This window comes from SAR202 cluster bacterium (assembly GCA_016872355.1).
Classification (GTDB): Bacteria; Chloroflexota; Dehalococcoidia; order Lucifugimonadales; family VGZY01; genus VGZY01.
Genome location: VGZY01000007.1, coordinates 20,489 through 40,304, shown reverse-complemented (window position 1 = coordinate 40,304; position 19,816 = coordinate 20,489). Strand labels below are relative to the sequence as shown.

Below are 19,816 nucleotides of genomic sequence, written 5' to 3'. Positions count from 1 at the left end.
AGTGCCAAGGGCCTAGAAATTCTATTTGAAGTGGTAAATGATGATGGTGACAGCTACGGATTACGAGCTGGTTATTGGGCTGGAAGTACACAGCCAGCTACTTACAAAGAGCAAAATGTTCTGTTCCTGCGCTTCCGACTACCAGGATGCGCCGCCGAACACAAGGGTGTGCCCGGTCTGCATGGGGATGCCCGGCGTGCTGCCGGTCATCAACGAGAAAGCTGTTGAGCTGGTGATAGCCACGGGGCTGGCCCTCAACTGCAGTATCAGTAGGTACACGAAGTTTGACAGGAAGAATTACCCGTACCCGGACCTGATGAAGGGGTACCAGATTTCTCAGTACGACCTGCCGATCGCACTGGGCGGCAACCTGACTGTAGAGGCTGGAGGGCAGGATAAGAGAATCGGCGTCACGCGCGTCCACCTGGAAGAGGACGTGGCGAAGCTGATGCACCAGGGCGGGGCCGACGGCGAAGGCTACAGCCTGATGGACATCAACCGGTCCGGCGTGCCGCTGATGGAGATAGTCAGTGAGCCGGACATGAGGACGGCAGAAGAGGCCAAGGCCTACCTGACGACCCTCCACACGATTCTCAGGTACATCGGCGTCAGCACAGGCAACATGGAGGAAGGCAGCTTCCGGTGCGATGCGAACATAAGCATCAGGCCGAAGGGCTCGCCGAAGTTCGGCAACAAGGTCGAAGTCAAGAATATGAACAGCTTCCGCTCCGTGTTCAACGCGCTGGGGTACGAGGCTGAACGGCAGATGAAACTGGCGTGGGCGGGCGAGCGGATTGCCCAGGAGACGCGCGGGTGGGTTGACGACAAGGGGATAACGGTGTCCCAGCGGTCAAAAGAGGCCGCTCACGACTACCGCTACTTCCCGGAGCCGGACCTGCCTCCCCTGTTCATAGAGGCCGCGTGGGTAGACCGTGTGAAGGCTACTCTGCCGGAGCTGCCGCAGGCGAAGCAGGAGCGTTTCGAGTCGCAGTACGGTCTTTCTGCGTACGATGCGAGGCTCCTGACGGTATCGCGGCCGACCGCGGACTATTTTGAGACAGTGCTCAAGGTACGGCCTTTGACCGGAGAGGCCTACCGCCAGACCGCCAAGGCGGTCAGCAACTGGATGCTGGGTGAGCTGACAAGGCTCCTGAACGCAACGGGACAGGACATCGGCTCGATAAAGATCGGGCCGGAGCATGTTATCGATCTCCTGGACATGATCGAGGCCGGTACGCTGAACACCAGCATGGCGAAGACTGTGTTCGAGGAGATGTTCAACTCCGGCAAATCGCCGAAGCAGATCGCAGAGGCGTCCGGCATGGTGCAGATCACCGACGCCGGCGCGGTATCGAAGGCGGCCGACGAGGCGATTGCCGCGAACGCGAAAGCAGTCGAGGACTATCGCAAGGGGAAGGATACGGCCATCCGCTTCCTCGTCGGGCAGGTGATGAAGGTCACGAAGGGTAAGGCCAACCCTCAGGTTGTTACTACGGTGCTCAAGGACAAGCTGGACGCCCTGAAGTAGGTGAGTATGGAAGGCTATCTAAACGGCGGGACTAACGGACACAGCAAGGGCGGCTCATCTCGAGGCGCCGGTAAGTCTGCGCTCATGAAGTTCCTGTACGTAGGCCTGGGCGTAAAGCGATGGCTGCTCATCGGCAGTATCGGCGTCGCCGTGTGCTCCGTCGGGCTCGCTGTGGTCTTGAAGAACGTGCTGGCCATACGACTGCCGGACGTACTCCCCTGGTACTCCGAAGGGATGGTCGTCGGCCTCCTCGGCGTGGTGCTCGTGCTCGCCGCCCTTTACGGGCTTTACTGGTCCGCGGGGCCGCTCCTTTTCGCTTCCAAAAGCATTGAGGTACTGACAGACACCCTGTACACGCGCCGTTTCCGCGGGCGCGGTGCGAGAATCGCCGCGATCGGCGGCGGGACTGGCCTATCGGTACTGCTCCGCGGTCTCAAAGCATATTCGGAGAATATTTCGGCGATTGTGACTGTGGCGGACGACGGAGGCTCTTCAGGGCGGCTGCGTCGCGAGCTGGGCGTGCTGCCTCCGGGCGATTTCCGCAACTGCCTGGTGGCCCTCTCCGACGATGAGACGCTGCTCCGGGAGCTGTTCCAGTACCGCTTCTCGCAGGGCCAGGGGCTTGAGGGTCACAGCTTCGGCAACCTGTTCATTGCGGCGATGACGAATATTACCGGCAGCTTTGAACAGGCGCTGATAGAGTCCAGTCGCGTGCTGGCCGTTCGCGGCAAGATTATGCCGGCCACGATGGCGAACCTGAGCCTTTCCGCCCGCATGCGGGACGGATCCATCCTGCACGGCGAATCGAAGATAGGCTCCAGCGACGGCGCGATCGAGCGTATCATGATCAACCCGCAGAACCCTGAGCCGCACCTGGAGGCGCTGAGGGCGATCGAAGAGGCGCAGCTTATCGTGGTGGGGCCCGGCAGCCTGTACACCAGCATTCTGCCCAACCTCCTCGTCCCGGAAATCTGCAGAGCGATACAGCACTCCCGCGCCAAGAAGGTCTACGTTTGCAACGTAGCAACTCAAAAGGGCGAGACATTCGGCTACTCGGTCGCGGACCATGTGGAGGCGCTGCAGGCGCACACCTTCCCTGCGGTCGTCGATTTCGTTATCGCCAATAACCGGCAGGTAGAGCTTGGCCAGCAATTCCTCGGCCAGCCCGTGACGAACGATGGACGCTCTCTGAAGCACGTCCGCGTGGTGGCAAGCGACCTGGTGGATGCCACCCACCCGGTGCGCCACGACTCCACCAAGCTGGCGCAGGCGATCATGGACGTGTACACGGGGAAACACATCGACGTCGTATCTACCCGCGCGGCCGCACAAGCCGCAGCAGCCAAAACGCGCGAGCTCGCCGAGGCGAAGCGATAGCCGGTCACCTGCTTTCGATTGCATTTTCCCCCGCATTGGCCTGATAATATCTCAGCGAATTTCCCTTTGCCGCGCCGGCGCGCCATCTTGAGATGCCCCTGCGCGATCCTGGAATGGGGTTGATATGGATAGCGAATTAACGAGAACGATCATCCTGGTGCTTCAGATCCTGCTGGCGCTGGTGCTAATTGCCGTGGTGCTGTTGCAGGTGCGAGGCCAGGGGGGCGGCCTTTTCGGAGGCGGCGACGGTTCGTACCGCACCAGGCGCGGCATCGAGAAGACGATGTTCAACTTCACAATTGTGCTTGTGATCGCCTTCGTCGCAACTTCTATAGCCAGCGTGAAGGTGTTCTAGCACCCGGCAAACACGGATTTCAATTGCAGGTCCCGGCCAAAAAGCCGGGGCCTTTTCTTTTTGTTCGTAGAACAGCGGTCTGGTGCAGCAATGCCGGTTTGTGAGATAGTCAAGCTACAATCTCATCGAGGTCCTGGAGGCCGTATGGATTTCTCCGAGATCCTCCCGCTGCTGATCTCCGTCTTGATCATCCAGGTAACGCTGCTGGCCTTTGCCCTGAAGGACCTGTTGAAACCTGAGCGAAGGGTGAAAGGCGGGAACAAGGTCCTCTGGGGCGTAATCATTGTGGTGGTCAACCTGATAGGCCCTGTCGCATACCTGGTGTTCGGGCGGGAGGAGGCATGAGCGACAGGGCAGCGGTAGTCTGCCGTGGACTCACGCGCCGGTTCGGAGAAGTGACGGCGCTGGACGGGTTAGATCTTGCCGTCCAGCCCGGGGTCATCTTCGGCTTCCTCGGGCCGAACGGCGCGGGGAAGACAACGACGATACGGCTCCTTGCCGGCCTGGACAGCCCGACCGCCGGGACAGGAGAAGTGCTGGGCTATGACATCGAGCGGGCAGGTAACGAGGTCAGGAGGCGCATAGCCTATCTGGACCAGCTGTCTTTGCTCAGTGATATTGTCAGTAGGTAACTGCTCGGTCAAATGTAGTCCTCTCATGGACTGACATATTCACTGAGCAGTTACCTACTGACAATATCACTGAGCAAAGACATCCCGCGGGTGTGGGGCTTGGCGCATGGGTCCTGAACACTGTATTCTCAATCTTCCCGGACATCACGCCGTTCACCCCGTCAGGCATGTTCACCGCAGGCAAGGCGCTTGCGCTGGGGCAGGGGGCGACTGGGCTGGCCGGGCCGCTGGCCGTTTCTGTTTTGATGGTCGTCGCGTGCGTGTGGGCGTCGTGGCTGTCGTTCAGGCGGCAGAGCCTCTGACTGCAGGTACGTGAGAGGAGGAGGGCACTATGGAGAAAGACACGCGTCCTGATAACGCCGGCCTGCGCACCTGGCTGACCGGGTTGATAGTGGCCCTTGTCGTCGGCGGGGCGCTGCTGGTCCCGTACCTGGCCTACGCCGATTCAATGGACGTGACGAGAGGGCAAGACCTGGTCATACGCGGTGTGATTGCGCTGATTGCGATAGTCGTAGGATCGCTGATCCACAACCGACTGAAGAAGCGGCAGCGCTAGCGGTCTCTCCGCCGGTCAGGCGCGGTCGCCCACCCCAACCACTCCTACCATCCTCGCGCAGCTTGCGCAGCAGAAAATGGCGCCTTCCGCCTCAACGCCGTGGCCGACGATCTTGCAGCCGCAGTGCTTGCAAACCGGGGCAACAGCGTGGATGGCGCACTCAAAGCTATCGAACGTGTGCGCCTTGCCGTCGGCCGTCACTATCCTGAAGATCTTATCGTACTCGTTCCCGCAAACCTCGCACGTCCGCATCATGGTTGTCATCGTCCCCTCCCTGAGATTGCGTTGCGGTACCCCACCTCCATCGTAACCGACGTGGCGCGGGATGTCGCGGTAGCAGGGGACTAGGCGTTAGGTGTTCTCGTGCGATTGACTTTTGACGTCTGGACGTCTAATATTGCACGCCATGGAGAACATTGCGCATAGATATTCGCCTGGTCACGTTAGGGATGCTGTTGTGACTGCAATGTCGCTGACGGCGCGTCCAATGACCATCAAAGAGATCGAGACAAGGGTGGAGGAGATTGCCGGACCCACGCCGTCTTCGTCGATTCGTTCGTATCTCAGACTAAACACTCCGGCGACATTCGTTCGAGAGTCCCGCGGGGTCTACAGGCTCAATACTGAGCCCACATCTGGGATACAACGGGAGATGGCTGTAGCCGTCCCGGAAGAGAGGACTTTTCGATACGGTAGAGCGACTCTCATCCAGACTGACTGCATTGATTGGATTGAAAGGCAAAGTGCCAATAGCCTTCAGGCGGTGGTCACCGATCCGCCGTACGGGCTTCACGAGTACGCCCCTGAGCAGCAACAGAAGCTTCGAGCGGGGCGAGGAGGGGTTTGGCGAATTCCCCCGTCGTTTGATGGACATGTCCGCTCGCCACTGCCGAGATTTACCACGCTTACCGCAGAACAACTCGAACAACTCCACTCTTATTTCTTCGTATGGGGTCGCCTGCTTTTGCCCAAGCTGGTTCCGGGGGCCCACGTTTTCGTTGCTTCTAATCCGCTGCTTTCCTTTATCGTTGCCTCTGCCCTGTACAGGGCGGGACTGGAGCGGCGCGGCGAAATTGTGCGGCTGACAATGACGATGCGAGGCGGTGACAGGCCGAAGCACGCCCATGAGGAGTTTAGCGGGGTTAGCGTGATGCCAAGGTCGATGTGGGAGCCGTGGTTAGTGTTCCGCAAACCTATCGAAGGACGTGTTCAAGACAATCTTCGCAAATGGGGCACGGGTGGGCTGAGGCGGCCGTCTGCCGATCGGCCTTTCGGTGACGTCATTGCGTCTGCACCCACCAGAAAGCGAGAAAGAGCGATTGCGCCACACCCCAGTCTCAAACCTCAGGCTTTCCTCCGGCAGGTAGTGAGGTCCGCGCTTCCCCTTGGCAGGGGAGTAATCGTCGACCCTTTTTCCGGATCTGGTTCGACGCTCGCCGCTGCTGAAGCAGTAGGTTATGCGAGTATCGGCATTGAGAAGGACCCACATTACTTCGATTTGGCCTGTAAGGCGATTCCGAAGTTGGCCGAGTTCAAACCTTGAGCGCTGGCACCTTGTAAAGCCAACCCTCCCGAAGCTTCTTGATTCCATCCTTGTGAAGGGTTGCAGTACGCGTGCCGAGTTCGCCTCGAGCGTTCTTGCGGAAATCTTCTATGGTCACCTTACCCACGTAAATCTCGAGGAACGTGAGCGGTGACCTCGCGGTTGCGGGCTCAGTATCGTTGTCCACGGCGTACACGAACACGCACATCCACTGTTCTCTCGCGCCGTGAGTATCCACGGCGCCTCCGGACTTTCGGGTCGACTTGATTTCGATACCCTCTTTGCCCGCTTTGACGCTATTGCCCGGGTACACGCCCTGGACGATAAGGTCCGGGTGGCCGTTGAAGAACCTGTTCCGGGTTAGCGTCCGGGAATGCTTCGCCAGGCTAGCCGTAAGCATGTCAGAAATCAGGCCGGAAAGGTTGGCTGGCCGCAGCATATCGTCCAGACGCTGCAGGCCCTTTGCGAGCAGTTCTGAGTTAACGTCGTAGAAAAAGTCGTAAATATCCTGCATCGCGATCTGGAAGTCTTCTAGCCGTAGCTGGTAGGGCAGAGGGATGTCGTGGTTGAAGCCGGAAGATATTACCTTGTTTTTCAGGACTGCCATGACAGCCTCGATTCAACCGTGTTAGGCCTTCTTCCACTCGGTCCCGGAGGGGGTATCTTCGAGGGTGTAGCCGAGCTCGGCGAGGCGGTTGCGGACCTGGTCGGCCAGCTGGTACTGCTTGGCCTTGCGAAGGCCGGCGCGGGTCTCTATGAGCAGCTCCATCAGTGGCGCAACGTCGGTGTCGGCTGCGGAGGACTTGCGCTCCTGCAGGGTGAGGCCGAGGACGCCGGCGATCTCGCGCAGGGCGGCCTGTGCGGGGGCGACGTTGCGGCCCTCGGTACGGGCGCGGTTGATGTCGCGGGAAATGTCGAACAGCACTGCGACGGCGCGCGGCGTATTCAGGTCGTCGTCCATCGCCGTGTCGAAGCGCTCCCTGTACTGGGCCGGGTCAAGAGTGTCGCCAGTGCCTGTTCCAGGCGCCAGCGCGGCGCGAAGCCTTTCGAGAGCGCGCTCCTGGGCCGCTATGCCATCCGCGCTGAAGCTGAGCGGGCTGCGGTAGTGCGACTGCAAGAAGAAGACGCGGATGGCGTCCGGGCTGCCGAGCTTTACCAGGTCGCTTAGCGTGATGAAGTTGCCGAGCGACTTGCTCATCTTGTCGTTTCCGAGCTGAAGCAAGCCGTTGTGGACCCAGAAGCGCGCCATCGGCACAACGCCCGTGAAGGACTCGGTCTGGGCTATCTCGTTCTCGTGGTGAGGGAAGATCAGGTCCTGGCCGCCGCCGTGGATGTCCATCGTCTCGCCCAGGTACTTTAGCGACATCGCGCTGCACTCGATGTGCCAGCCGGGCCTTCCCGGACCCCACGGGCTGCCCCAGGCAGGCTCGCCGGGCTTCTGTCCCTTCCAGAGGGCGAAGTCCATCGGGTCCTCTTTGCGCTCGCCGACTTCCACCCGCGCTCCGGCCTTCATATCGTCCAGCGAGCGGTGGCTCAGCTTGCCGTAGTCATCGTCCCGGCGCACGCGGAAGTAGACATCTCCCTCGGACCGGTAGGCGTAACCCTTCTTGATAAGCCCGTCAATAATCTCAATAATCTTTGGGATTTCTTGGGTGGCGCGAGGGTATACGTGGGCGCGCTGCACGTTCAGCGCGTCGATGTTCTTCAGATAGTCCTGGATATGCTTTTCAGCAAGCTCCAGGTATGTGCACCCCAGCTTCGCGGCGCTGTTGATCAGCTTGTCGTCGATGTCCGTGAAGTTCTCAACGTGCCGGACCTTGTAGCCCCTGTAGACGAGGTAGCGGCGAAGGACGTCGAAAATGACGGAGCGCATACCGTGGCCTACGTGAGACGGCGAGTATGGGGTGATGCCGCAGACGTACATCGTGACGGCGTCGCCGTGTGGCGAAAGGGGCTGAATGGCGCCGGTGAGGGTGCTGTAGAGCTTCATGGTAGTTGGAGGGTTGCGATGGCCATGGCGGCGATGCCCTCGCCCCTGCCGGTGAACCCGAGCCCATCTGTAGTTTTGGCCTTGATATTGACGTTGCGTGGATCAATACCAAGGGAGACCGCGAGCGCCGCTTTAATGCTGTCGCAGTGCGGCCTCAGCACCGGGCGCTCGGCGATAATTGTAGCATCAACATAAGTGGCTCGCCAGCCGTGCATATCCAGCAGGCGCATCGTGTTCACGAGCAGCTTCTGGCTGTCGATATCCTTCAGGGACTTGTCGGAAGAAGGGAAGTGCGTGCCGATATCGCCCATGCCGGCGCCGCCCAGCAGGGCGTCGATGATGGCATGCGTGAGGGCATCTCCGTCGCTATGACCTTTCAGCCCCTTCTCGAAGGGGATATGGACGCCGCCGAGCACCAGTCTGCGGCCCGTGACCAGCGGGTGAACATCGAAGCCTATGCCCGAGCGTGTGTTCATCTTCCGTCCTCCGGGCCCGGCCCTTACGCCGGGGCGCGCTCACTCCGCGCCTTCAGGATCGCCCCGGCGATGGCGATGTCTTCCGGCGTCGTGACCTTGATGTTGTCCGGGGAGCCATCGAATATCGTTACGGCCCCGCCGGCCCGCTCGACCATCGAAGCATCGTCCGTGACATCCTCGGGCACCCGCGCGTGGGCGTCCCGCAGGATGGCTGTTCGAAAGACCTGCGGCGTCTGAATGGACCAGAGCCCATCCCGCGGCACGGTCTCCGTGACCACCCGCTCCGCACTCACGCGCTTGATCGTGTCCTTCACCGGGACGCCGGCCACTGAGGCGCCTGTGCGGGCGGCCTCGGCCAGCCCGCGGGCGATCATTGGACCGTCAATGAATGGCCTTGCCCCATCGTGCACGATGGTCCACTCCACGTCGCCGAGCATCGCGATGCCGTTTCGGACCGAGTCCTGCCTGCGGGCTCCGCCGGTGCAGACTCCCACCACCTTTCGCCACCCTTCAGAGGCCACAAGGCCCTTACCGGCCGTCTGGTTCTGCTCCGAGAGGACCAGGACGATGCGGTCAATTTTAGGTGACTCCTCGAAGGCCCGGACGGCGTAGGACAGGAGCGGCCTGCCTGACAGGTCAAGCATTATCTTGTCCACGCCGTTCATTCGCAGGCTGCTGCCCGCCGCGACGATAATGGCGCCGACACTAGGTCTCCGGCCAGTGCTCGTCAATGGGCGCGGACCATCCTTTTCCGGGTTTGGGAAGACTGTGTAAGTATAATACAGGAAAGACGCCGCGGAGCGTCTTACCTCCTGACTGAGGGCGCCGCTTGACCTTGTACTCGAACATACTTGATAGACTCCGCCGAACGATGGAAAGTCCCCGCGCGCGGCGTATTGCGCTGCGCGCCGGAGTCTCGCTAGCAGTGTTTGCGTTTCTGATCGCCACTCTGCTGTTCGTGACCCCGCAGGGCAGGGCCGCGTTCAAGACCGCGCTCTTTGTGCCGCAGGTGCTGCCGTCCATTCCGATCAAGCCCCAGGTGTGGTTCACGGGGGACCCGGCATACAGGGAGGTCTATTACCCATTGTCGAACGGCGGACAGGCGGTCGCCGACCTCTATCTTCCTCCGGGTGGCGGCCGCCACAGCGCGGTGCTCTTTTTCCAGGGCGTTGTGCCGGGAGGGCGCTTCGACCCGCGCGTCGTGGCGCTGGCCGAGGGGCTCGCCAGGTCCGGAATGGTGGTCATGATGCCGTGGCTGAAGACACAGGAGGAGAACTACATAGTCGTTGAAGATATCGATAACCTGGTCCTCGGCTTCCAGTACCTGCGCTCGCTGGATGAGGTGGACCCGGACAGGGTGGGCATGGGCGGCATATGCGTCGGCGCGTCAATGACAATGGTTGCCGCGGAGGATGACCGAATCCGGCATCACGTGAAGTTCGTAAACCTGTTCGCGGGCTATTACGACATGTACGACCTGGCAAGGGCTATCGCGTGCCGCTGCCGGTTCGACGGCAACGAAGTGACGCCGTGGGAGACGGACAAGCTCACCTTCGGCGTGTTCCGGCACCACGTTATCGAGGGCGTTCCGGACGAAGGCGACCGCGAACTCCTCACCCGCATCTTCAAGGACAACGACGATGCGGCGGACCTCGGGGGGAACGGCATGGCGACTGAGCAGGGCAGGGCGGCGTACCTGCTGCTGGAGGGCGTGCCGTTCGAGGATACCGAGCGGCTGATGGCGACGCTGGGGCCTCAGATAGGGGAGTTCATGCGGGCGGTCTCGCCGAGCACCAACATCGACAAGATATCGGCGCGCGTCCTTATCATGCACGACCGCGGAGACAAGCTCGTGCCGCCGGAGGAATCGCGACGCATGGCCGCGGCCCTCTCAAAGGACGATCGAACGTACCATACAGAGTTCTCATTCTTCCAGAAGCAGGTCCAGCTACACGTGGACAAGACAAAGAGCGTGGGCCCACTGGGATTCATACGAGAAGCCGCGAAGCTCTTTATGCATATGTACAACGTAATTCGCGAGATTTAGCCGTCTGGGCTAGTTGCTTTGATAGTCCGGCGGCGCGGCGCCGGATGGGATGGTAGAATACACGGGGTGACAATCGGACGGCTGGAAAATGCAAACCTATGCCCAAAAACTACTGGATGGTAGTCCAGACGCCGGAGCAGTTTAGCGTAACAAAGTCGCTGGGCTTCTCCGTTTATGGAATGACCGCGAAGCAGCGCAAGCGCGCGCGAAGGATGGAGCCCGAGGACCGGGTACTTATATATGTGACGGGTATGCGGAAGTGGCCCGCCATCGCCATCGTGACCTCCAAGTACTACGAGGACGAGACCCCGATCTGGAACAAGGACGGGCAGGGGGAGACGTTCCCGCTCCGCGTGAAAATGCGGCCGATGATGGTCATGGACCCCGAGGACTACATCGATGCCCTGGTGGTCGGGCCGAGGCTGGAGTACGTGAAACGGTGGGCGCCGGAAGACTGGCCGCTCGCATTCTTCGATACCCTCCACCTTCTTCCGCAGAAGGACTACCGGCTCATCGAAGGCGAGATGAAGCGCCTGCGGGTGAAGAAGCGGACCCAGCGGCGGACTGCCGGTGGAGATGTCGCAGTCGAAGCGGCAGAGGCGGAGCCCTCAGAGGAGCCGGAAGAGATCGAATTGGAAGCAGACCTGGAACAGACTGATGAAGACGCGCCGGATCCTGATGCTGACGACGAGTCCGAAGGCCAGTCTTACTCGCCCAATGGCCGCTCCCGGGGACCCCTGGAGTCGTAAGTAGCGTAGATTTCTTCTATGCGCTCCAGGTACTCCTGGGGGATTTCGGGCTTGTCCGATGTTTCCGTGAATTCCGCTACTTGCTCCATGCTTCTCATGTCCGGCAGCGCCGTGGCGACGGACGGCATCGCCAGCGCGTACTTGACCGCGACCTGGGCCAGCGAGGCGCCGAGCTCGCGGGGAAGGAATGTGAGCGCGTCGCTAATTTTGCGAGCGTGGGGGGGCAACGCGGGCGTTATCTGCATCCAGTCCTCTTCCGGCTCGCGCACAGCCTCGCCTGAGGGAGTGAGCAGCCCACCGGCCAGCGGCGCCCTTACAATCACGCCCGCGCCGGCGGCCGCTGCCTTTGGGAACACTTGCCTGCCGGCACGCTGGTCAACGGCGCTGAACGGTATCTGCGCTGACGGCGCGCGGCGCTCCTCAATGACGGCCAGCGCCACCTCCGCGCCCTGAGGCGAATTGCCCGCCGCTACTCCCCAGCTCCGGACCTTCCCCTCCACAGTTAGCCTCTCGAGATCGCGGAAAAGCTCGTCCTTACCAATTACGTTCAATCCGGGATAGTGAAGCTGGAGGACGTCGATGTAGTCCGTCCCCAGCCGCTTGAGGCTTCTCTCGCAGGCGTACCGGATATGATCTGCCGTGAATTTCTGCGGTCTCTTGCCCGGCAGTAGCAACGGGTTGAATGAATAGAAGTCGTACCCGGCCTTCGCGCCGATGACGGCGACATGCCTGCGACGCCGCAGCGCAGTGGCAAGAAGCTCCTCGCAGTACCCTTCCGCATAGATATCGGCGGTGTCGAAGAAGTTCACCCCAAGGTCAAGCGCCGCGCTGATCAGGTTGACGCTTTCCTGCATCGTAGTCGTTCGTGTCTGAACTGAGCTCAGGGTCCACAGGCCGAATCCTACTTCAGACACCTTTATGCCCGTCTTTCCCAGGGCGCGGTACTTCATATGCCCGGCTTCCCGGCGACCGGGACGGTGGTTACGCCGGGGAGGGCGGCAAGAGTCTTGCGGACTTCCGTCGCGCGGCCCTCGTATTCAGCGTCCGTGAGCGCCGGGGTCATGTAACCGAGAGGCACGTCCTGGCCGAGGTCTACCCAGGACTTGCACCCGTTGTATTCGTCCAGAACGGGGAGCGCCTGCGGCTGCTGGAGCCTGTAGACTCGCAGAAGGGCCACCATCAACGGTTGCTTCGGTCGCCAGTGGAGGCGCTTGGAGGCATACTCGTCGGTCCAGATGTGGAAGGCGGAAATCCGTTGAAGCGCGTCCTCCTCCCTGAGCTCGTAGACGTCCGTCACCTCGGTCCACGCCGAAATGGTAACCAGGCCGGGCACGTCGTCCTCTGCCATCGACCGCTCCAGGGCGTTGTGGTGCTCCGGCCGGAGAAGCTCTGCCTTCTGGTGCTCGTACGTCGGAAAGAGCAGGAACTCCGGGTGAAGAATCCGGAACTCTTTATCGTCGCGGTGGATGCCTCCCTTGCGGAGTATGACGATCAGCTCGCCGGAGAGCATGGCGTTCACCGCCACGGCCCACTCTTTGAGCGCGATGGAGGAGGTTGGGGGAAGGAAAGACAACTAGGGGCCTCTCAGGTGGTTCTTAATGTAATCGCGCGATTCATCGCGCCTTTGTCTAATTGAGTCCTGGCTGGCGAGCGAGACAGGCGCCATGAATCGCGCGGGCTACAGGAACAATGAACGGTCGCAGCGTTATTTGGCTGCTGCCTGAACGTATTCAAGCTCGATCTTTGCGGCGACCGTGCCGAGGAAGTGGTAGCCTACCGAGACGGCCCCGACCATCGTACAGAGGCTGTAGGCGTCCCAGCGATTGACGCCGAACTCCTCCTCCATCCAGAGAATGAGGTCCGCGTAGGCCTGCGCCACCGATCGCTCCATCGGCGTGCCGGTGGCCACGGCCATAATCTCTGTCGCATTGCGGATGCGGGGCCGCTGGATGGTCTTGCCCTTCACGAGGTCAACCTTGATCGTGATGTCCGCGGGCATTTCCAGCGCCGTGCCGCAGACCTCGCCGTCCCCTTGCGCAGCGTGGCCGTCGCCGACATGCAGGAGCGCGCCGGGAACGTATACAGGCAGGTAGACCGTCGCGCCCACGGTGACCTCTTTGATATCCATGTTGCCGCCGTAAGGGCCGGCAGGGAACGTTGTGGGCGCGCCCATCTCCGGGGCGGTGCCGATGGTGCCGATCATTGGCGCGTAAGGGATCGCAACCTTCGGGCTCCACCACACCTTGCCGTCGCGGATCGGGGCGATGCGCGTGTTGCGCGGCACGTCGGGGCCGAGGAAGTCGCCCATTCCACGCGCGCCCCACGACATGTCGTTAGCCGCTTGCCCCCTGAGCGGGTCTATCTTGAGTATCTCGACCGAAAGGGTATCCCCCTTCTCCGCGCCCTCCACAAAGATAGGGCCGGACTGCGGGTTGCCCCAGGGCTTGCGCTTGAGGTCGCGGTGGTCGCCTTCCTTCCGGACGAGGCCGTTGAAGGTATCTTCGGTCTCGAGACGGACCGTTTCTCCGGGAGATATTGAAAGCGCGGAGGGATTGTTGCGGCTTATCTCGTAATAGACGCGGCCGAGCTTGAGGTGCTTCACCTGGGACTCCTTGGGGGCGTGCTGGGCGCAAACAAGAATACCTGCCCTGAGAAGGCCCGGCAAGGAGGGGACTCAAGAGGGTGGGAGGGGGTGTTCCTGCTGCAAGAAGGTAAGGAAAGCCTGCTGGGCCGCCGGCAGGTGCCTGTCCATGCGGTAGAAGACGTAGAGAGAGCGCTTGCACGCCCAGCCCTCAACCTGGAGTCGCGTGAGGAGCCCGGCCTGGATGTCCGGCGCGGCGGAGAACCGGGAGACCATCCCCAGCCCCAGCCCCGCCTGCACAGCCCGCTTGACCGCTTCGTTGCCGCCCAGCTCAACCGATATCTTTACAGGGAGCTGCATTTCCGCAAGGCACTGGGCGGCAATCCTGCGGGTTGCAGAGCCGACCTCGCGCATCACGAACCGCTCGGACAGCAGTGCCGCAACCGGAACGGACTCCATAGCCGCGAGGTGATGAGAGGGCGCCGACACGAACACAATCTCGTCTTCAACGTACGGGAAGGAGGCCAGCCCTTCAATATCTACGCTGGCGCCGGCCATGCCCAGGTCCATCTCCCGGTTCCTGATTTTAGTGAGAACGTCTTCAGTGTTGGAGATGGAAACGGAAACGTCCACGTCCGGGTAGATCTTCTGGAACTTGCCGATGACCCATGGCAGGATCTGCTCACCCGCGGTGGAGCTTGATCCGATTGTCAGGCGCCCTCCCGCGAGCCCCTGGATGTCGTGGACCTTCTGGTGCATCTCATCGGCGAGCGCGAATATCCGCTGGGTGTACTCATGGACGGCGCGGCCAATGTCAGTGAGCATAGGTCCGCGACGGGTGCGGTAGAAGAGTGGAGAGCCGAGAGACTTTTCCAGCTCGCGCACCTGTATGGACACGGCAGGCTGGCTCAGGGAGAGCGACCGGGCGGCCCCGGAGAAGCTGCCCATGCTTGCCACGGTGTGGAAAATGTAGAGCTGGTGGAAGTTGGTAATGTCCATTCACTGTCAGGAAAAGCTGCCGAATCGGCACAATTATATACGACGATTCCACGCTTGGTAATTTATATATTTCGCTCACTATAGGCCATTAGTCCCATTATAACTTACTTGTACGAACATGGACTTTAGGCTGCTAGACCGGCCTTCGCGGCGTGGGTTACAATCGGGCGGAACCGCGTTGAAAGGACTCTCAATGAAGGGAATGTTCGCTCGGGGAATTCGCGCGGCGAAATTTGACCGCACCGTCTACGCAGAAGTGGCGGCGAGGCCGGATTTGGTTCTGAATTCGCTCGGAATCGTGATACTGGCAGGGTTCGCCACCATATTCGGATATCTGAACATCTGGTACGCCGGCAGAGACGTACCGCCGCTTCTGGATGATCTCGGAGGGCGCGCGCTGGGCCTGTGGCTGGCTGTGTTGACGATGCTAGTAGGGTGGATTATTTGGGCGGGCATCGCAGTACTGATGGGGAAAATCTTCATGCACGGCGGCGGCTCGTTCAGGGACGTGCTGCGCGTCCTGGGGATTTGCTATCTGCCCGGCGTGCTGTTTATGTTTAGCTCCATTCCGGGTGTTGGGAATTTCATCGGCTTGGCCGCGCAGTTGTGGATACTCTTCGCCGGTGCAATTGCAATGCACGAAGTCCAGAAGAGCGACTGGATCGGCGCGGCCCTCGGAACGCTTGTGGGCTGGTTTGTGGGCGTCGTAATCGTCCCGTACGTCGTCATAGACACTTTTGTGTCCGTGGCGCCTTGAGGAGAGGGTCAGTCAAATCTGCACATAACGTGCAATTGCGCTCCGTCGCTCTTCCAGCATGCGGAGGGCGTTTCGCCCGGTGGCCTCTATGACTTGCGCGGGGTCCATGTTCTTGATTTCCGCCAGCTTCGCCGCGATCTCGACCAGGTGGCGGGGCTCGGTCCAGTTCTCTCTCTTCGGCTTGAACGGCTGAGGAAACGCGTCCGTTTCCAGGACTATCCATTCGAGTGGGGTCCTTGCGGCTACCTCCTGCAAGTGGGGTAGCCTCAGCAGCGGACGCGCCAGGGAGATGTAGAATCCGAGATCGATGGCATGGCGGGCCGTATCCCAGTCGGCCTGGAAATAGTGGACCGCCCCGCCAACCTTGTGCGCCTGCTCCTCCCTAAGCACGCGAATCGACTCCGCGTGCGCCTCGCGGCTGTGGTAGACAATCGGCAGTCGCAGCTCAAGCGCCAGCCTGATCTGTTCCCTGAAGGCCTGGTACTGTACTTCGCGGGGAGGGCAGCCTTCCATGAAGTCCAGCCCAATCTCGCTCATGACGATGACCTTGTCGGTGGATATCGCCTGGGACTTCAACGCGCCGTACGTTGTTTCGTCCACCGGGCCGGTCAGGTCCATGGGGTGAATGCCCACACCGGCGAACATGTCGTGATGCGTGGCAGTCAGCGCCACGCACCGATCAGATGCCGCGACCGTCGTTCCCGCGGTGATCACGAAAGCAACGCCGGTCGCTCGGGACCGTTCCATAATCAACCGGACGTCTTCATCGCCGTACTGGTCAAGGTGTGTGTGGCAGTCTATCAGCATAGCCCTCTACGATGTTGCCTTGCACATAATTTGTTGAAATACTGGGTGAGTGGACTGTTGCCGCATGCGGGCTGTTGCCCGTGTGCACGCTATGGTATGGACTAGTCTGGCTTTGTAGGTTAGGCTCACTTATACTACCTCCGACGACACCGGGAGGCACTGTTATTCATATTCGCGGACCGGCTCTTAACTTGAAATGAAAGACCGAATACTGGGACCGGCCAGGCTGGTCATTGGCATAGTGGCAAGCCTGGTGCTGGGTTGGCTGTCAGTCAGGGGGCTGGAATGGGGCCTCGTCTGGGAGAACCTGGCGAGCGTCTCCGTCATCCACATTCTGCTTGCCGTCGCTATCTTCATGCTGGCGGGCTGGGTCAGGGCCGTTCGCTGGCGGATACTCTTCGTCAACGAAAAGCTGTCCGTCGCCCGGCTGTTTATAGTACAGCATGAAGGGCTTGGGCTCAGCAACATAATGCCTGTGAGGGTCGTGAGCGAGGTCACACAGCTCGCCGTTCTTACCCTGAAAGACGGGTTGCGGGGTTCGACTGCGCTTGTGGCGATCGGCATGGAGCGACTCGTGGACTCCGCCGCCAGCGTCCTGGTGCTTGCCGTTGCGGTCTCCTTCGTCCACGAGATGGAGCAGTTTCGCTTTCTCATCTGGGTCGCAATCGGGATAATCGTCCTTGCTGTGGCGCTGTTCAGGCTATTCGCCTGGGGAGGCGAGTCGATTGCCTTCATCCGCCGCATCGCGTTCCTTGCGGCCATGGCCCAGTCGGTGAAGACCTACGGCGGTCAGCGGTTAAGGCTCCTCAGCTCGTTCCTGGTATCCATCGTCTACTGGCTTCTGGTGGGCGTCTCCGCCTGGATCGTGGCGGTGGCGTTCAACCTGGACGTTTCGCCGATCAAGGTCACCTTTGTGACCATGGCGACTATCTTCTTCATCACTGCCATACCGGCCGCGCCAAGCGGCATAGGGGCGTTTGAGGCCGCCGTGGTGTACCTGTTGGGTCTCCTGGGCGTAGGAAAGGCGGACGCCTTCGGGTTCGCTCTTGTCGTTCACGCGGTATTCTTCGTGCCGCCGACGGTGATTGCCGTAATCTTCCTTCCTCGCGAGGGCGTATCGCTCAGGCGCAAGCAGAAGCTGGTGGTCGTGGCAAGCGGCACAGCCAATCCCGGCCAGGGCAACTGACGTTGGCGCGAAAGGACAGCGCCGGGGTATTCGCTCCTCCTCCGGTGATATATGGAGCCGGCCTGCTCCTGGGCTTCATCCTCCACGCCCTTTACCCCGTCCGATTTCTCCCCGAGGGCCCGGCACGTGTTGCCGCGGGCGTTTCGTTGATAGCCCCTGGAGTATTCTTGGGGCTGTGGGCGGCGGCGCTCATGGTGCGCGCCGGAACAACCGTCGAGCCTCACGGGACCACGACCAGGATTATCGCCACCGGGCCATTCGCCTTTTCGCGGAACCCCATCTATATTGGCCTCTCCCTAGGATACGTGGGAGTCGCCGTCGCTTTCAACGCGCTGTGGCCGCTGCTCCTTCTGCCGGCGGTGTGGCTCGTGATGGTCAAAGGGGTGATCGAGCGGGAAGAGGCGTACCTGGAGCGAAAATTCGGAGAGGTGTATGTGGACTACAAGCGCAACGTGAGACGGTGGTTGTAGGCTGATGGAAGTTATCCCCGGGGCGAGACGCCGTTCTCCAGGGCGGCGAATGCAAGCAATGCGCACTTGATGCGGGCAGGGTGTTCGCGCACACCGATAAGCTCCGTCAGGTCACCCATCGACGACAGGTCGGCGGGAGAGGGGCCGTCGCCCTGCATCATACCCTTGAATAGCGATATGAGCATCCTAACTTCCCTCTCGCCTTTGCCCTTCACCGCCTCCGAGAGCATTGAGGCAGTCGCCTGGTTGATCGCACAGCCCACTGCTTTTGCGGAGACTCCCGAGACCCTGCCCCCGGACATAACCAGTGCGAAGGTTACCTCGTCGCCGCACAGGGGGTTGAGGGCGTGGCCTTTCGCATTAGGTGACTCTATCGGCGCCTGGTTGCGGGGCCGGCGACAGTGGTTGAGGATCGCGTCCCGGTAGAGGCCGCTAAGCCCGGTTGACACCATGTACGAAGTACCTCAGGGCTCGTTTCAGGGCTTCGACCAGGATATCGACCTCCTCCTGCGTGTTGTACAGGTAGAAGGATGCGCGCGCGGTTGCCGGCACCTCCAGCTTGCGGATCAGCGGCATCGTGCAGTGGTGGCCCGTCCGTATGGCTATGCCCTCGCGGTCAAGGAAGGTGCCGAGATCGTGCGGGTGCACGTCCGGCGAATGGAACGGGACCACCCCGCCGCGGATGCGCACGTCGCGGGGGCCGAAGACCTTCACATCGTCGGCGATTTCGTCGAACCGCTTCAGCGCGTACGCCGTGAGCTCCATCTCGTGTCGCCGGATGTTCTCCATGCCGATGGCGGAGAGGTAGTCCACCGCGGCGGCGAGGCCAATGGCATCGGCGATATTCGGAGTGCCGGCCTCGAATTTCGCGGGCACGGCGTTCCAGCTTGCGGACTCATAGCTCACTTCCAGAACCATGTCGCCGCCGCGCATGAACGGCTCCATCTTCTGCAGCAGCTCCGGCCGCGCGTACAGAGCGCCGATTCCGGTCGGTCCGGCCATCTTGTGGCCGGAGAAGGCGAGGAAGTCGCAGCCGATGTCCTCGACGTCAATGGGCATGTGCGGGACGCTCTGGGCGCCGTCGACGAGAACGGTCGCCCCAACTGCGTGGGCTTTCGCGGTCAGCTCTTTCACGGGGTTAATGGTGCCCAGAGAATTTGAGCCGTGGACGATCGCCACGAGCTTCGTTCTCGGGGTGATGACCTCGTCGACGTTCGAGAGGTCCAGCGTCTGCTCCCCGGTCATGCCGAAGAACTTTATCTTCGCCCCCTTGTCCGCCGCCACCTTCTGCCAGGGCACCAGGTTGCTGTGGTGCTCCATGGGAGTCAGGACTATTTCGTCGCCGGGCTTGATGTTCTGCTGCGCCCACGTATACGCGACAAGGTTGATCGCCTCGGTGGCGCCGCGCGTCCAGATTATGCTCTCCTCGTGCCTGGCGCCGATGAACTTCGCAACCTTGCGGCGAGCCTCTTCGTACCTGTCGGTTGCCTCCATGCTGAGCGCGTGCACGCCACGGTGGACGTTCGCATTATAGCCCTCGTAGTACTCCGAGAGCGCCTTGATCACGCTCGCCGGCTTCTGCGAGGTGGCGGCATTGTCCAGGTAGACGAGCGGCTTGCCGTAGACCTTGCGCGAAAGGATAGGGAAGTCCGCGCGGATCTTGTTGATGTCCGGCCCATGGACGGCCGCAACAGCCTTGTGCGGTTTGGTACTGCTCATTCGTTCACTCTTTCGTTCCGTTGGGACGTCCGCCAGAGCGGACG

General features: G+C 61.1%; 25 protein-coding genes. 13 read left to right on the top strand and 12 right to left on the bottom strand.

Annotation, left to right across the window (positions count from 1 at the left end):
• Positions 1 to 40 precede the first annotated feature (40 nt).
• The 7 genes from gatB (at position 41) to FJ319_03015 (ending at position 4,448) form a co-directional block, all read left to right on the top strand.
• The gene (gatB, locus tag FJ319_03045; GenBank protein ID MBM3933271.1) at positions 41 to 1,528 is read left to right on the top strand and encodes an Asp-tRNA(Asn)/Glu-tRNA(Gln) amidotransferase subunit GatB; all 1,488 of its coding nucleotides are present in this window, start codon (positions 41 to 43) and stop codon (positions 1,526 to 1,528) included.
• Positions 1,529 to 1,534: 6 nt separating this feature from the next.
• A complete protein-coding gene (locus tag FJ319_03040) occupies positions 1,535 to 2,905 on the top strand; it encodes a YvcK family protein (protein ID MBM3933270.1) in 1,371 nt (456 codons plus the stop codon).
• Positions 2,906 to 3,029: 124 nt separating this feature from the next.
• Positions 3,030 to 3,260 carry a preprotein translocase subunit SecG gene (secG, locus tag FJ319_03035; protein ID MBM3933269.1) on the top strand — a complete coding sequence of 77 codons (231 nt, stop codon included), beginning with the start codon at positions 3,030 to 3,032 and terminating at the stop codon, positions 3,258 to 3,260.
• A 60-nt stretch (positions 3,261 to 3,320) separates the two neighbouring features.
• Positions 3,321 to 3,605, top strand: a complete 285-nt coding sequence (locus FJ319_03030) for a PLDc_N domain-containing protein (GenBank protein ID MBM3933268.1) — start codon at positions 3,321 to 3,323, stop codon at positions 3,603 to 3,605.
• Positions 3,602 to 3,892 (top strand): ATP-binding cassette domain-containing protein, encoded by a 291-nt coding sequence (locus FJ319_03025; GenBank protein ID MBM3933267.1) that lies wholly within the window; start codon positions 3,602 to 3,604, stop codon positions 3,890 to 3,892. Before FJ319_03030 ends, FJ319_03025 begins: the two co-directional genes overlap by 4 nt.
• A 92-nt stretch (positions 3,893 to 3,984) precedes the next feature.
• Positions 3,985 to 4,194 (top strand): hypothetical protein, encoded by a 210-nt coding sequence (locus tag FJ319_03020; GenBank protein ID MBM3933266.1) that lies wholly within the window; start codon positions 3,985 to 3,987, stop codon positions 4,192 to 4,194.
• Positions 4,195 to 4,223: 29 nt separating this feature from the next.
• Positions 4,224 to 4,448, top strand: a complete 225-nt coding sequence (locus tag FJ319_03015; GenBank protein MBM3933265.1) for a hypothetical protein — start codon at positions 4,224 to 4,226, stop codon at positions 4,446 to 4,448.
• Positions 4,449 to 4,463: 15 nt separating this feature from the next.
• On the opposite strand, the gene FJ319_03010 is transcribed toward FJ319_03015, so the two are convergent.
• Positions 4,464 to 4,700 carry a hypothetical protein gene (locus FJ319_03010; protein ID MBM3933264.1) on the bottom strand — a complete coding sequence of 79 codons (237 nt, stop codon included), beginning with the start codon at positions 4,698 to 4,700 and terminating at the stop codon, positions 4,464 to 4,466.
• 235 nt (positions 4,701 to 4,935) lie between these two features.
• On the opposite strand from FJ319_03010, the gene FJ319_03005 reads away from it, so the two are divergent.
• On the top strand, positions 4,936 to 5,991 hold the full coding sequence (locus tag FJ319_03005) for a site-specific DNA-methyltransferase (GenBank protein MBM3933263.1): 1,056 nt from the start codon (positions 4,936 to 4,938) through the stop codon (positions 5,989 to 5,991).
• Here FJ319_03005 and FJ319_03000 read toward each other — a convergent pair.
• The 4 genes from FJ319_03000 to ispD are packed head-to-tail and all read right to left on the bottom strand — an operon-like array spanning position 5,981 to position 9,122.
• Positions 5,981 to 6,598: a hypothetical protein gene (locus FJ319_03000; protein ID MBM3933262.1), complete on the bottom strand. Its 618-nt coding sequence runs from the start codon at positions 6,596 to 6,598 to the stop codon at positions 5,981 to 5,983. The two genes, FJ319_03005 and FJ319_03000, sit on opposite strands and share 11 nt — an antisense overlap.
• A gap of 21 nt (positions 6,599 to 6,619) precedes the next feature.
• Complete coding sequence (locus FJ319_02995) at positions 6,620 to 7,981, bottom strand: cysteine--tRNA ligase (protein ID MBM3933261.1); 1,362 nt, start codon at positions 7,979 to 7,981, stop codon at positions 6,620 to 6,622.
• Positions 7,978 to 8,457, bottom strand: coding sequence for a 2-C-methyl-D-erythritol 2,4-cyclodiphosphate synthase (locus tag FJ319_02990; protein MBM3933260.1), 480 nt, complete (start codon positions 8,455 to 8,457; stop codon positions 7,978 to 7,980). The genes FJ319_02995 and FJ319_02990 overlap by 4 nt, the downstream gene beginning before the upstream one ends.
• A gap of 23 nt (positions 8,458 to 8,480) precedes the next feature.
• A complete protein-coding gene (gene ispD / locus FJ319_02985; GenBank protein MBM3933259.1) occupies positions 8,481 to 9,122 on the bottom strand; it encodes a 2-C-methyl-D-erythritol 4-phosphate cytidylyltransferase in 642 nt (213 codons plus the stop codon).
• Between the two features lie 260 nt (positions 9,123 to 9,382).
• On the opposite strand from ispD, the gene FJ319_02980 reads away from it, so the two are divergent.
• Together FJ319_02980 and FJ319_02975 are read left to right on the top strand one after the other, a co-directional pair.
• Positions 9,383 to 10,504, top strand: a complete 1,122-nt coding sequence (locus tag FJ319_02980) for a hypothetical protein (GenBank protein ID MBM3933258.1) — start codon at positions 9,383 to 9,385, stop codon at positions 10,502 to 10,504.
• Positions 10,505 to 10,602: 98 nt separating this feature from the next.
• Complete coding sequence (locus FJ319_02975) at positions 10,603 to 11,253, top strand: EVE domain-containing protein (protein MBM3933257.1); 651 nt, start codon at positions 10,603 to 10,605, stop codon at positions 11,251 to 11,253.
• Here FJ319_02975 and FJ319_02970 read toward each other — a convergent pair.
• The 4 genes from FJ319_02970 to FJ319_02955 all read right to left on the bottom strand — a co-directional run bounded on the left by FJ319_02970 (position 11,211) and on the right by FJ319_02955 (position 14,833).
• The gene (locus FJ319_02970) at positions 11,211 to 12,203 is read right to left on the bottom strand and encodes an aldo/keto reductase (GenBank protein MBM3933256.1); all 993 of its coding nucleotides are present in this window, start codon (positions 12,201 to 12,203) and stop codon (positions 11,211 to 11,213) included. The genes FJ319_02975 and FJ319_02970 overlap by 43 nt on opposite strands.
• On the bottom strand, positions 12,200 to 12,826 hold the full coding sequence (locus FJ319_02965) for a DUF1802 family protein (GenBank protein MBM3933255.1): 627 nt from the start codon (positions 12,824 to 12,826) through the stop codon (positions 12,200 to 12,202). Before FJ319_02965 ends, FJ319_02970 begins: the two co-directional genes overlap by 4 nt.
• Positions 12,827 to 12,958: 132 nt before the next feature.
• Positions 12,959 to 13,855, bottom strand: a complete 897-nt coding sequence (locus tag FJ319_02960; GenBank protein MBM3933254.1) for an acetamidase — start codon at positions 13,853 to 13,855, stop codon at positions 12,959 to 12,961.
• 72 nt (positions 13,856 to 13,927) lie between these two features.
• Positions 13,928 to 14,833 carry a LysR family transcriptional regulator gene (locus FJ319_02955; GenBank protein ID MBM3933253.1) on the bottom strand — a complete coding sequence of 302 codons (906 nt, stop codon included), beginning with the start codon at positions 14,831 to 14,833 and terminating at the stop codon, positions 13,928 to 13,930.
• A gap of 118 nt (positions 14,834 to 14,951) precedes the next feature.
• Here FJ319_02955 and FJ319_02950 point away from each other — a divergent pair, with 118 nt between their 5' ends.
• On the top strand, positions 14,952 to 15,590 hold the full coding sequence (locus FJ319_02950) for a YIP1 family protein (GenBank protein ID MBM3933252.1): 639 nt from the start codon (positions 14,952 to 14,954) through the stop codon (positions 15,588 to 15,590).
• A gap of 12 nt (positions 15,591 to 15,602) precedes the next feature.
• On the opposite strand, the gene FJ319_02945 is transcribed toward FJ319_02950, so the two are convergent.
• Positions 15,603 to 16,397, bottom strand: a complete 795-nt coding sequence (locus FJ319_02945) for a TatD family deoxyribonuclease (GenBank protein ID MBM3933251.1) — start codon at positions 16,395 to 16,397, stop codon at positions 15,603 to 15,605.
• A gap of 196 nt (positions 16,398 to 16,593) precedes the next feature.
• Between FJ319_02945 and FJ319_02940 the strand changes: the two genes are divergently transcribed.
• Together FJ319_02940 and FJ319_02935 are read left to right on the top strand one after the other, a co-directional pair.
• Positions 16,594 to 17,583, top strand: coding sequence for a flippase-like domain-containing protein (locus FJ319_02940; protein ID MBM3933250.1), 990 nt, complete (start codon positions 16,594 to 16,596; stop codon positions 17,581 to 17,583).
• 2 nt (positions 17,584 to 17,585) lie between these two features.
• Positions 17,586 to 18,053: an isoprenylcysteine carboxylmethyltransferase family protein gene (locus FJ319_02935; GenBank protein MBM3933249.1), complete on the top strand. Its 468-nt coding sequence runs from the start codon at positions 17,586 to 17,588 to the stop codon at positions 18,051 to 18,053.
• A gap of 11 nt (positions 18,054 to 18,064) precedes the next feature.
• On the opposite strand, the gene FJ319_02930 is transcribed toward FJ319_02935, so the two are convergent.
• Complete coding sequence (locus tag FJ319_02930) at positions 18,065 to 18,505, bottom strand: SUF system NifU family Fe-S cluster assembly protein (GenBank protein ID MBM3933248.1); 441 nt, start codon at positions 18,503 to 18,505, stop codon at positions 18,065 to 18,067.
• The gene (locus FJ319_02925; protein MBM3933247.1) at positions 18,486 to 19,772 is read right to left on the bottom strand and encodes a cysteine desulfurase; all 1,287 of its coding nucleotides are present in this window, start codon (positions 19,770 to 19,772) and stop codon (positions 18,486 to 18,488) included. Before FJ319_02925 ends, FJ319_02930 begins: the two co-directional genes overlap by 20 nt.
• Between the last annotated feature and the right edge of the window lie 44 nt (positions 19,773 to 19,816).